Origin of the sequence: Thermatribacter velox, assembly GCF_038396615.1 — a bacterium.
GTDB lineage: Bacteria > Atribacterota > Atribacteria > Atribacterales > Thermatribacteraceae > Thermatribacter > Thermatribacter velox.
The window spans coordinates 1,297,251-1,309,461 of the sequence record NZ_CP121689.1; the positions used below are offsets into that span (position 1 = coordinate 1,297,251).

Here is a 12,211-nt window from a genome sequence, read left to right on the forward strand (position 1 = left end):
AAAAGTGTACGTCTTAGGAATTGAAACCAGCTGCGATGATACCTGTTGTGCAGTGCTTAAAGATGAGAGAGAGATTCTTTCCAGTGTAGTATCCAGTCAGGTGGATTTTCATCGCAAATATGGAGGAGTGGTCCCTGAAGTGGCGTCACGGAAACATCTGGAACTTCTTCCCTGGGTGACCCAGGAGGCACTTTCTCAGGCAAAAATTGGTCTTGAAGCTATAGATCTGATAGCAGTAACTATGGGACCAGGCTTGATGGGCTCGCTACTTATGGGCACCTGTTGGGCAAAATCTTTGGCGCTGTGCTTCAATGTACCTATCGTTGGTGTGAACCACCTTGAGGGCCACCTGTTTGCAGCGTACCTCGAACATCAGAACCTTGTCCCTCCCTTTGTCGCTCTAATCGCTTCGGGAGGACATACCGAATTGATAGCCGTTAAAGAGTGGGGCATCTATCATCTTTTGGGGCGAACCAGAGATGATGCGGCAGGAGAAGCCTTTGATAAGATAGCCAAGTTCTTGGGACTTGGTTATCCTGGGGGGCCAATCATTGACCTCCTCAGTCAAGAGGGCAACCCATCGCGCTTTATCTTTAAAGCAGGCTTCGAAGATGAAGACAACTTTGAGTTTAGTTTTAGCGGTCTCAAAACAGCGGTAATAAGGGCTTATCAGAGCTTGGAAATTGGGCCTGGAGACATCAAAGACCTGGTAGCTTCCTTTCAGGAAAGTGTGGTTCGGGTGCTTACTAAAAAAACTATTTTCGCTGCCAAAAAACTGAACGTCAAAAAGATAGTCGTAGGAGGGGGAGTGGCTGCGAACAGAGCTCTCAGAAAGAGGTTACAGGAAGAAGCCCAGAAAGAAAGACTCGAGGTCTATCTCCCCTCAAAAAGTTTCTGCACCGACAATGCAGCAATGGTAGCCGCGTGCGGTTATTTTCATTTTGTTCGAAACCCTCAGCGCTATTTCTCGGTTAAAACACTGGAACCAGATCCGAAACTTGGCATAACCTGATTTTTAAGCCGAGAAACTTGCATTCTCTGGGCACTCTGTTATCATAGATTGAGCAACTTTTGGGTAACTTTAACCTTAGCTGGTACCGGAAAGGAAGGTGCTTTGAATGGCTGCAAAAAGAGTAGTTCTTGGAATTGAGGCTCAGAAGGCCATAAAAAATGGGATAAACAAAGTAGCAAACTTGGTAAGGCTAACTCTTGGTCCCAAAGGCAGGAACGTGGTTATAGAGAGGAAGTATGGTCCTCCGTTGGTTAGTAATGATGGTGTGACTATAGCCAGAGAGGTGGAAATTGAAAACTACCTCGAGGAGCTGGGTAGTAAACTTGCAAAAGAGGTAGCCACCAAAACCAACGACGTTGTTGGTGATGGCACCACGACTGCCCTGGTACTTGCCCAAACAATGATCGAAGAAGGCCTCAAAGCAACAACCATAGCGTGCAATCCGGTTTTACTTAGACAAGGCATGGAAAAAGCGCTCAAGCAGGTGATTGAGTTTATAGAAAATTCAAGTATCAGCATAGAAAGCTCGGAACAGATTGTTCAGGTGGCTTCCATTTCTGCCAACGACGTTGCAATTGGCAGACTCATTGCCCAGGCAATGGAAAAGGTTGGTAGAGATGGAGTGATCACCGTTGAAGAATCACCTTCATCCCAAACTGTTCTGGAATTAGTAGAGGGGATTCAGTTTGACCGTGGTTTCCTTTCCCCATATATGATCACCAATCCAGAAAAGATGGAAGCAGTGCTTGAGAACCCCTATATACTGGTTACGGATTTTAAAATAAGTACTAGCAGAGCCCTGCTTCCTCTTTTACAAAAAATCCACCAGAGGGGAGCCTCTTTGCTCATCATTGCTGAGGAGTTGGAAGGAGAAGCCCTAACTACTTTGGTGGTCAATAAACTCCAGGGTGTTTTGAAGGTCCTGGCGGTAAAAGCTCCTGCCTTTGGAGAGCGCAGAAAGGAAATTCTTAAGGATATAGCAGTGTTGACCGGAGCTCAGGTGATTTCTCAAGAGTTGGGCATGAAACTTGAAAAAGTGACTCTTGACCTTCTGGGGCGAGCTGACAAAGTTGTGGCCACCAAAGAAAAGACCACCATTATAGGGGGTAAGGGGAACAAAAAAGACATTGAGGAACGTATAAAGCAAATCAAGGTCCAAATCGATCGAGCTACTTCCGAATATGATAGAGAAAAACTTCGTGAGCGTTTGGCTAAGCTGGTAGGAGGCGTAGCCGTTATTAAAGTTGGAGCACCAACCGAGACAGAACTTAAAGAGAAAAAATTTCGAGTTGAAGACGCTCTCGCTGCTACCCAGGCAGCGACAGAAAAGGGAATAGTTCCAGGTGGGGGAGCTATTCTGGTACATGCTTCTCAAAGAGTTAGTAACCTAAATTTTGAAAATGAAGATCAGCGGGTGGGAGCCAATATAATTTGCAAAGCTCTGGAAGAACCCGCAAAAAGAATTGCAGAGAACGCGGGTTTTAATGGTGCGCTTGTGGTGGCTACCATAAAAGAAAAACCGGTTGGATGGGGTTTTGATGCCATGGCGGGTAACTTTGTTCAAATGCAAGATGCAGGTATCGTAGACCCAACTAAAGTAGTACTTACCGCTCTTCAAAACGCATTCAGTATGGCTTCTCTTGTTTTAACCACCCAGGCCATCGTTGCAGAGTTGAAAGAATAAACCTTCCCCAGGGACCACTCAAAAGCGGTTCCTGGGGAAGTTAATCCAGACGTTCGAGCTTCTTATTTGAGATTATCTCAAACCGATAGTATAATTTCTAAATCACTTGCACAGGACCAATTTTTTCCAATAAAACAGAAATAAGCAATTTGAAAAACAGGAAGGTGAGCTGTGATGGAAAACTGGTTCATAGGACGAAACCGCACAGCGAGGATGACCTATGGATTTGATGATGTCTCGCTGGTTCCTGGTGAAGTTACTGTTGACCCACAAGATGTGGATATCTCTACCCGGATAGGCAATGTTTCCCTAAGCATTCCTCTTTTAGGAGCCGCCATGGACGGTGTTATTGACGTCAAAATGGCTGTGGAATTGGGCAAAATGGGCGGCTTAGGTGTGCTGAATCTGGAAGGTATTTTTACCAAATACGAAGACCCTTACTCAATCATCGATGAGATTATAGCTCAACCCAAGGAAAAGGTAACCAGTTTTATTCAAAAGGTTTATCAGGTACCCGTGAAAGAAGAATTGGTTTTCGCAAGAATTCAGGAAATTAAATCTTCAGGAGTTCTTGCTTGCTGTTCTTGCACCCCTTCCAAAGCCGCAACACTGGGTAAGCTGGCTTTAAAAGCTGGTGCGGACGTGATCGTCATTCAATCCACAGTTACCACCTTGCGTTTTGTTTCTTCGACACAACAGGAATTTGATCTTGAAAGGTTTTGCCAAGAAAGCAATGTGCCGGTAATCGTTGGCAACTGTGCAACCTACAAAGCGGCCCTGGAGCTTATGAAAGCTGGAGCTTCGGGAATTCTGGTAGGTATAGGTCCTGGAGCAGCTTGCACCACCAGAGCAGTGCTGGGTATAGGTGTACCCCAGATTACCGCAACCATAGATGTAGCCTGTGCCAGGGATGATTTTTACAGTGTAACCGGACGTTATGTAGCAGTGATAACCGATGGAGGAATGAGAGTAGGGGGTGACATAGCAAAGGCTTTTGCTAGTGGAGCAGATGCTGTAATGCTTGGCTCACCCCTTGCAAGTGCTAAAGAAGCGCCGGGCAAAGGACACCATTGGGGTATGGCGACCCCTGATCCGAGTTTACCACGTGGCACTCTGGTGAAAGTAGGCATTAAAGGTTCATTAAAGGAAATACTTTTTGGCCCCAGCCATCTTACCGACGGTACCATGAATCTCTTTGGAGCACTCAAGGGTGCAATGGGGTCTCTGGGTGCAAAAAACATTCAAGAAATGCATCAGGTAGAGATTGCTATATCTCCAAGTATATGGACTGAGGGGAAGTTGCTTCAAAAAAGCCAGGGCGTGGGAATGGGGAGATGAAAACAGCATGGATAAAATCGTGATTCTCGATTTTGGGTCCCAATACACTCAGCTTATCGCCCGCCGGATTAGAGAGCTACAAGTCTACAGCGAAGTGTGGCCCTGTCACATGAAGGGTCAGGAGTATAACCTGAACAGTCCAGAAGTCAAAGGCATAATCCTCTCAGGAAGTCCGTACAGTGTGACCAGCGAAGAAGCTCCAACCCTTCCTGGAGAAGTATTGCAAAGCGGGAAACCAGTCCTGGGGATTTGCTATGGAATGCAGCTTCTGGTAAAGAGCTTGGGCGGGAAAGTCGTAAGAGCCGCCCAAAGAGAATATGGACGGGCTCTCCTGACCATTCTTGAGAAAAAGGGGTTGTTTGAGGGAATGGGAGGAGAAACTATCTGCTGGATGAGTCACGGAGATAGCGTCGTTGCCCTCCCCCCTGGTTTCGTAAAGATTGCGAAGACCGAGGATTGCGAGTTTGCCGCAATCCGTAGTGAGGATGGGAAGATATGGGGAATCCAGTTCCACCCCGAAGTGTCTCATACCCCTCTGGGCAAGGAAATGTTAGCCAACTTTGTATTTTTCATATGCGGTTGTAATCCAGAATGGACTCCAGAGTCCATTCTGAAACAGCAGATCAATTATATCCGCAACGAAGTGAAGCAGGAAAGAGTTGTATGTGCATTGAGCGGTGGCGTGGATTCGGTAACCGCAGCAGTGTTGACTTACCGAGCTATTGGAGACCAGCTAAGTTGCATTTTTGTAAATAACGGATTGCTTCGAAAAGGCGAAGCTGAAGAAGTGTTGAAGAGTACTCAAAAGCTTCTGGGCAAAGAGAGAGTTATTTACGTAGATGCTGGAGAGCGCTTTATTTCCAGACTTCGGGGGGTCCTTGATCCTGAAGAAAAAAGAAGAATAATAGGTAAAGCGTTCATCGAAGTTTTTGAAGAAGAAGCAGCGAAGCTGGGAAACATAACCTATCTTCTCCAGGGTACTCTTTATCCGGATGTCATAGAAAGTACCTCAGTTTGGGGTCCTTCTGCTCGCATTAAAACCCACCATAACGTAGGAGGTTTACCTGAACGCATGCAGCTTAAGGTTTTGGAACCGCTCAGATTTCTTTTTAAAGATGAAGTGAGGACTCTGGCGCAACAGCTGGGGATACCCGAGAAAATAGTATGGCGACAGCCTTTCCCGGGACCTGGGTTGGCAGTGAGAATTGTGGGAGAGGTGACGCCTGAGCGATTGGAAATATTGCGAGAAATGGATTATATAATATTTCAGGAACTGAGTAAATCACCGGTATTCCGCAAAATATGGCAGTCTTTTGGAGTGCTGGTTCCGGTGCGGAGCGTAGGTATTATGGGTGATGAAAGAACTTACGAGTATGTAGGGGTGTTGAGAGCGGTGCTCAGCGAAGATGGAATGACTGCGGACTGGGCTCGTCTTTCTTATGACACTCTGGATGTCATTGCAAGAAGAGTGGTTAATGAAGTTAAAGGCATCGGACGCATGGTATACGATATTACTTCCAAACCACCTGCAACAATCGAGTGGGAATGATAGGAGGTTTTTTGGGTGTCTGTTTATATCATTGTAGGTACTCACTGGGGCGATGAAGGTAAAGGGAAAATCGTCGATTATCTTAGCGAAAATGCGGACCTGGTTGTAAGGGCCCAGGGAGGTAGCAACGCTGGTCATACAGTTATGGTGGATGGTAAAAAATATGTGTTCCACGTTTTGCCTTCGGGAATCCTCCACCGAAATAGTATATGCATACTTGGTGACGGGATGGTCATAGACCCGGAAGCACTCATTGAAGAAGTTAATATTTTACGAAAGCAGGACAAGAAAGTCGTAAAGCGTATCCGTATTAGCGGTAAAGCTCATCTGGTGATGCCGTATCACAAAATCCTGGATAGGCTGGTTGAAGAGTTCAGGGGTGAACAGAGACTAGGTACCACAGGGAGAGGGATTGGACCCTGTTATGAAGATAAGGTTGCCCGCTGGGGAATACGAGTAGGAGATATGCTGGATGAGCTAAACTTTGCTACCAAACTCAAAATGGCTATATGCTATAAGAATGCCCTTCTTGAAAAAGTTTTTGGACATCCTCCTTTGAAGTTTGATGCAATATTGCGTAAGTATTATGAGTATTTCCAGATTTTTAAAGAGTGGATTGCAGATACTTCGCTGATGGTTTATCAAGCAGCCAGAGAGGGAAAGAAAATCCTAATTGAGGGAGCACAGGGTTCAATGCTGGATCTCGATCACGGTACATACCCCTTCGTTACTTCCTCGCATCCCATAGCAAGCGGTGCTATATTGGGTTCAGGAATAGGGCTGCTCGAAAACATTGAAGTGGTAGGAATTTGCAAAGCTTACACCTCAAGAGTTGGTGAGGGTCCTTTCCCCACAGAGCTTAGAGATGAAACTGGAACGCTTCTTAGAGAAAAGGGTCAGGAATTTGGAGCTACCACCGGTCGTCCCAGAAGATGCGGATGGCTTGATGGGGTGGCACTCAAATACGCGGTACGTATTAACAACATTAAATGGCTTGCCCTTACCAAACTGGATGTTTTAAGCAACCTGCCGGAAGTGAAAATATGCCGAGCCTACAAGATAGAGGGAACTGAAGTTGAAGAGTTTCCCGTCAACCCTCTGTACTGGACCTATTGTGAACCGATTTACGAAACTTTTCCGGGCTGGAAGGGAGATATTTCTGGTATACGAGAATACCGCAATCTCCCCCTGGAAGCCAGACAGTACATAGAATTCATCGAGGACTTAAGCGGTGTCCCGGTAGCGTTGATTTCGGTAGGTCCTGATAGACGTGATACAATAATAAGGAAAGAACTATTTTGAAAGAGCGTGGTCCCTGTGGAAGAAAAAGAAAAAGTACGCCGGGAAATTGAAAAGCTCCGGGAGATAATCCACTACCACGACTACAGATACTACGTGTTGAACTCTCCGGAAATCTCCGATGCTGAATATGACGCCCTAATGAGAAAGCTTGAAGAATTGGAGCAGAAATATCCGGAGTTTATTACCCCTGACTCTCCCACCCAGAGAGTCGCAGGAAAGCCTCAGGAAGCTTTCCCACCGTTTATCCATAGTCGACCTCTGTTGAGCTTAAACAACGCTTTTTCAGATGAGGAAATACGAGAATTCGATCGGCGAGTGAAGCGCTGGCTTGGAGAAAACGAGATTGAGTACGTTGTAGAGCTCAAGATAGACGGATTGGCGGTAAACCTGCGCTATGAAAATGGAGTGTTTGTTCGAGGTGGAACCAGAGGCGATGGGTTAACCGGAGAGGATGTAACCCCCAATCTCCGGACTATACGGAGCATTCCATTAAGACTTCAGGGTTCTGCGCCACCGCGCATAATAGAAGTTCAGGGCGAAGTATTTATGCCCAAAAAAGACTTTGAAAAATTAAACGAAGAGAGAAAGAACAATGGAGAAGTGCCTTTTGCTAATACCAGAAACGCTGCTGCTGGTTCCCTGAGGCAGCTTGACCCCAGCATAACCGCTAAGAGACATCTTGATATATTTGTGTATTCAGCCTTTTTCATCGAAAGCGACTACCAACCTGAAACTCACTGGGAAGCGCTTCAATATCTGAAGGAGTTGGGTTTTAAAGTGAATCCTCACTCCACACTGGTCAGTTCTGTAGAAGAAGTAATACGCCTCCATAAGGAGTGGGAAGAGAAAAGAAAATCTCTGGACTACGATATAGACGGCCTGGTTGTAAAGGTTAATTCTCTTCGCCAGCAAGAAAAGCTGGGCGCGACGACCAAAAGCCCCCGTTGGGCCATTGCTTTTAAATTTCAGCCGACTTATGGAATAACCCGGGTAATTGACATAGAAGTCAACGTAGGAAGGACTGGAACCCTTACCCCAGTAGCCGTGTTGGAACCAGTAGAAGTGGGTGGGGTGGTTATTAAAAGAGCCACACTGCACAACGAAGACGAAATTCGCAGAAAAGACGTGCGTATAGGAGATTGGGTGGTTGTGGGGAGAGCAGGTGAAGTAATTCCAGAAATAGTAAAGGTAATTAAAGAAAGGAGAAGTGGGGAAGAGAAGTTTTTCACTATGCCTGATAAGTGCCCGGTATGTGGTAGCCGTGTATACAGAGAAGAAGGAGAAGTCGCTTGGCGCTGTATCAATGCCAGCTGCCCAGCCCAAATCAAAGAGAGAATAAAACACTGGGCCTCTCGAGCAGCTATGGATATAGAGGGTTTGGGAGAGAAAATTGTAGAACAACTGGTGGACACAGGGCTTGTGAAAAGCATTCCCGACCTCTACCGATTAACCAAAAGCCAGCTGGAGCGGCTGGAACGAATGGGCCCAAAATCTGCCGAAAACCTTATCAATGCCTTAGAGCGTTCTAAAAAGCGGCCTCTTTTCAGGTTCATTTTCGCCCTTGGCATAAGGCATGTTGGAGAGTATATAGCCCAGTTACTTGCCAAACATTTTAAAGATATTCAAAAACTTAGGAAGGCAACCAAAGAGGACCTCTTAAAAATAGAGGGCATAGGCCCTATCGTGGCAGATTCAATAGCACAATTTTTTGCTAACCCTGAAAACCAGAGAATGATTGACGAGTTACTTAACCTGGGTATTGAGCCTCAACCCTTGGAAGAAAAGCCCAAGAGCAGCTTCTTTGCTGATAAAACCTTTGTCATTACTGGTGCACTGGAGCGTTTCTCCAGAGATGAAGCCAAAAGCATTATTGAGGAAAGGGGCGGAAAAGTAGCCAATACCGTTTCCTCGCGGACAGATTTCCTTATAGTGGGCAAGAACCCTGGTTCTAAACTGAGAGAGGCAGAGAGCAGAAAAATCCCCATTTTAACCGAGGAAGAGTTTTACAGAATCCTGGACCAGGAAGGCTAAGTTTCCCCTTGAAAGAGAGAGGTGACTGTTGTGGATCCAAAAATCAACTTGGAAGAGATAAAGAAAGTGGCACAGCTTGCAAAACTCAGTTTTAAAGAAGAGGAGCTGCAAACTTTTTTCGAAGATATTAACAACATTGTTTCTCACTTTGCCAAGCTTGAAGAGCTGGATCTGGAAAATGTTTCACCAACATCCCATATTTCTTGGAGCACTCCCCCGACCAATCCAGACCAACCGGTACAGTGGCCTGATTACCAGAAAATTCTGGAACGTGCTCCTCGAGTTAGTGGCAATTATGTTATCGTTCCCAAAATAGTTGACAAGTAGGTGGAAAGCAATGGATATCAAGGAGTTTAAGGATTTTTCCCTGGAAGATTACCAAAAACTTATCAAAAACAGGGAAATATCGGTAAAAGAACTGGCTCAGCTATTTTTGCAAAGAATTGAAAACGTTGACCCCTATTTGCACGCTTTCTTATTTGTTAATCGGGAGTCTATTCTTGATGAAGCACAATCTCTGGATGAGCAGCTCGAGAAAGCAAATCCTGAGGAAATCCCACCTCTTTTTGGAATTCCAATTGCCATCAAGGATAATATTTGCACCCAAAATATACCAACTACCTGTGCTTCTAAAATCCTGGAGGGTTTTATTCCTCCTTATGATGCCACTGTAGTTTCCAGACTCAAGGCTCAGGGGGCTCTTATTCTTGGCAAGACCAATATGGACGAGTTTGCCATGGGATCTTCAACTGAAAATAGCGCTTTTGGACCCACCAGAAACCCTTTTGACCTTAATAGAGTACCCGGGGGGTCAAGTGGAGGCTCAAGTGCTTGCGTATCTGCTTTGGAAGCTCCTGTATCTTTGGGGTCAGATACCGGGGGCTCCATAAGGCAGCCAGCTGCTTTTTGTGGAGTGGTGGGTTTACGGCCTACCTATGGCCGGGTATCTCGCTTTGGCCTGGTTAGTTTCGCATCTTCTCTGGATCAAATAGGACCAATTACCAGAACGGTTAAGGATTGTGTAACTATTTTTGAAGTCATCAGTGGTAAAGACGAAAAAGATTCAACTTGCGCTCCCTATCCAGCGTTTCAAGCCCAGGAAATACCTTCTCGAGAGGAGGTCAAGAAATTAAAAGTAGGATTGCCCCGAGAGTATTTCTCGGAGGGCGTGGATTCTGAGATTATCGAGAGCATTCAAAACACCATAGATTTTCTGGAAAAAGAAGGCATTAAACTGGTTGAGGTTTCCCTGCCCCACACCGTTTACGCCTTGGAAGCCTACTACATCGTTGCTCCTTCTGAAGCCAGTTCCAACTTGGCTCGCTACGACGGGGTGTTGTATGGTTTCAGAGCCCAGGAAGCAGCCGAGCTACAGGAAATGTATTTTAAAACCCGTACTCAAGGGTTTGGTAAAGAGGTTAAAAGGCGTATAATTTTGGGTACCTATTCTTTGAGCTCTGGCTACTATGATGAGTTTTATCTCAAGGGAATGAAGGTCAGAACCTTGGTAAGACAGGATTTTGAAAAAGCTTTTGAGGTTTGTGACCTTCTGCTCACACCTGTTTCGCCGTGTCTTCCCTTTTTGTTTGGGGAAAGAACCCAGGATCCCTACCAAATGTACCTTGCAGATGTGTTTACGATTCCTTCCGCAATGGCTGGCATACCGGCACTCTCGATTAACTGTGGTTATGCCAGGAGCCTCCCCGTTGGCCTTCAGATTATTGGCAGACCATTTCAGGAAGGGTTGTTATTCGGTTTGGGGTTGTTAATCGAAGAAGGACTTGCTCTTGGGGCTCCTTTTCCAGAAATTCCTCTCAGAAAGGAGAACACCTATGAGTGAACAGACAGAAGCTTTTGTAACCATAGGTCTGGAAATCCATTGTCAGCTACTGACTAAAAGCAAACTTTTTTGCCAGTGTGCAACCGACTATATAGGAAAAGAGCCCAATACCCTTATCTGTCCGGTATGCACGGGCTTGCCCGGTTCCTTGCCAGTCCTTAACGCTGAAGCGCTCAAATTAACAATTAAAACTGCTCTGGCACTAAATTGTGACATACTTCCTCAGGCGGTATTTTATCGCAAAAACTATTTTTATCCGGACCTCCCCAAGGGGTATCAGATTTCGCAATACGACCTGCCTGTTGGCAAGGACGGTTTTATGGAATTTTCCTTTCAGGGCAAGCGCAAAAGGGTCAACATAAAGAGAGTGCATCTTGAAGAGGATGCTGGAAAACTAATCCATGAAGGCCCGGACTTACCCTCTTCAACTTCAGGAGTAGATTTTAACCGCTGTGGGATTCCCTTAGTAGAGATAGTGACCGAGCCGGATCTTTCCTCTCCCGAGGAAGCTCGGGAGTTTTTAAATCTGCTTCGGCGCCTGGTGCGTTACATTGGAGTAAGTGATGGAAACATGGAGGAGGGGTCGCTACGCTGTGATGCCAATGTTTCCGTCTCTTTAACCGGACAGAGTCTGGGGACTAAAGTAGAAGTAAAGAACATGAATTCGTTTCGTTCGGTCTACAAGGCTTTGAAATTTGAAGTCGAGAGACAAAGAGAGATGCTCTTGAACCACCAGACCATAGAGCAAGAAACCAGACACTGGGACGAAGCGAAGCAGGTTACGGTTTCGGCTCGCGGCAAGGAAGAAGCAGAAGATTACCGGTATTTTCCCGATCCTGATTTGTTACCTATTACCATAGATAGCCAACTTGTTGAAGAAATAAAAAATACCCTTTCAGAGTTACCTTTAGAGAGAAAAGAACGGTTGATGGTAGAGTATGAACTTACAGAAGGCGAAGCTGAAGTTCTGACCCAGGAAAAAGAAATTGCTGACTTTTTTGAAGAGTGTGTAAAGCTTATGCCTAAACCTCAACTTATCTGCAACTGGATTGTGACAGAAGTGCGTAAAAACTTAAATATGATGAACCAGAGCATTGATAAAAGTAAAATAACACCTCAGAAGTTTGTGGAACTCTTGAAGCTTGTTGAAAAGAAAGAAATAACCGCTAATATAGGCAAGGAAATTCTCGAGGAAATGTTCAAAAGTGGTTTGACAGCGAAGGAAATCATTGCTAAAAAAGGCATTTCAATGATAAGTAGCGAGAAAGAACTGGAAAAAATCGTCTTCGAAGTCATAGAAAAGAATCCGCAAAGTGTGGCTGATTACCTTAGTGGCAAAGAAAAAGCGCTGCACTATCTTATAGGCCAGGTTATGAGAGCAACACGGGGGCAGGCTGATCCTGAGATGGTTAAAAACATTTTGGTTAAAAAACTTTCTGGAGAGGATTAAAGAGG

9 protein-coding genes are annotated in these 12,211 nt (G+C 45.4%); all 9 read left to right on the forward strand.

The window, feature by feature from the left end; all coding sequences use genetic code 11:
• Positions 1-4: 4 nt before the first annotated feature.
• The 9 genes from tsaD (at position 5) to gatB (ending at position 12,206) form a co-directional block, all read left to right on the forward strand.
• Positions 5-1,012: a tRNA (adenosine(37)-N6)-threonylcarbamoyltransferase complex transferase subunit TsaD gene (tsaD, locus tag QBE54_RS06490; protein WP_369017390.1), complete on the forward strand. Its 1,008-nt coding sequence runs from the start codon at positions 5-7 to the stop codon at positions 1,010-1,012.
• Positions 1,013-1,118: 106 nt separating this feature from the next.
• Entirely contained in the window at positions 1,119-2,696 is a 1,578-nt protein-coding gene (gene groL, locus QBE54_RS06495; protein WP_369017391.1) for a chaperonin GroEL, read from the forward strand.
• A 174-nt stretch (positions 2,697-2,870) separates the two neighbouring features.
• Positions 2,871-4,034 (forward strand): GuaB3 family IMP dehydrogenase-related protein, encoded by a 1,164-nt coding sequence (locus QBE54_RS06500; RefSeq protein ID WP_369017392.1) that lies wholly within the window; start codon positions 2,871-2,873, stop codon positions 4,032-4,034.
• Between the two features lie 7 nt (positions 4,035-4,041).
• Positions 4,042-5,583 (forward strand): glutamine-hydrolyzing GMP synthase, encoded by a 1,542-nt coding sequence (gene guaA, locus QBE54_RS06505; protein ID WP_369017393.1) that lies wholly within the window; start codon positions 4,042-4,044, stop codon positions 5,581-5,583.
• 15 nt (positions 5,584-5,598) lie between these two features.
• Complete coding sequence (locus tag QBE54_RS06510; RefSeq protein ID WP_369017394.1) at positions 5,599-6,885, forward strand: adenylosuccinate synthase; 1,287 nt, start codon at positions 5,599-5,601, stop codon at positions 6,883-6,885.
• 15 nt (positions 6,886-6,900) lie between these two features.
• Positions 6,901-8,916, forward strand: coding sequence for an NAD-dependent DNA ligase LigA (ligA, locus tag QBE54_RS06515; RefSeq protein WP_369017395.1), 2,016 nt, complete (start codon positions 6,901-6,903; stop codon positions 8,914-8,916).
• A gap of 30 nt (positions 8,917-8,946) precedes the next feature.
• Entirely contained in the window at positions 8,947-9,243 is a 297-nt protein-coding gene (gene gatC, locus QBE54_RS06520) for an Asp-tRNA(Asn)/Glu-tRNA(Gln) amidotransferase subunit GatC (protein WP_369017396.1), read from the forward strand.
• Between the two features lie 10 nt (positions 9,244-9,253).
• Positions 9,254-10,756: an Asp-tRNA(Asn)/Glu-tRNA(Gln) amidotransferase subunit GatA gene (gene gatA, locus QBE54_RS06525; RefSeq protein ID WP_369017397.1), complete on the forward strand. Its 1,503-nt coding sequence runs from the start codon at positions 9,254-9,256 to the stop codon at positions 10,754-10,756.
• Positions 10,749-12,206: an Asp-tRNA(Asn)/Glu-tRNA(Gln) amidotransferase subunit GatB gene (gatB, locus tag QBE54_RS06530; RefSeq protein ID WP_369017398.1), complete on the forward strand. Its 1,458-nt coding sequence runs from the start codon at positions 10,749-10,751 to the stop codon at positions 12,204-12,206. Before gatA ends, gatB begins: the two co-directional genes overlap by 8 nt.
• The last annotated feature ends 5 nt before the right edge of the window (positions 12,207-12,211 follow it).

Bases quoted from the DNA above. Each gene is read 5' to 3' on its own strand.
- gatB (WP_369017398.1), top strand. From the start codon at position 10,749: ATGAGTGAACAGACAGAAGCTTTTGTAACCATAGGTCTGGAAATCCAT.
- gatA (WP_369017397.1), top strand. From the start codon at position 9,254: ATGGATATCAAGGAGTTTAAGGATTTTTCCCTGGAAGATTACCAAAAA.
- QBE54_RS06500 (WP_369017392.1), top strand. From the start codon at position 2,871: ATGGAAAACTGGTTCATAGGACGAAACCGCACAGCGAGGATGACCTAT.
- guaA (WP_369017393.1), top strand. From the start codon at position 4,042: ATGGATAAAATCGTGATTCTCGATTTTGGGTCCCAATACACTCAGCTT.
- groL (WP_369017391.1), top strand. From the start codon at position 1,119: ATGGCTGCAAAAAGAGTAGTTCTTGGAATTGAGGCTCAGAAGGCCATA.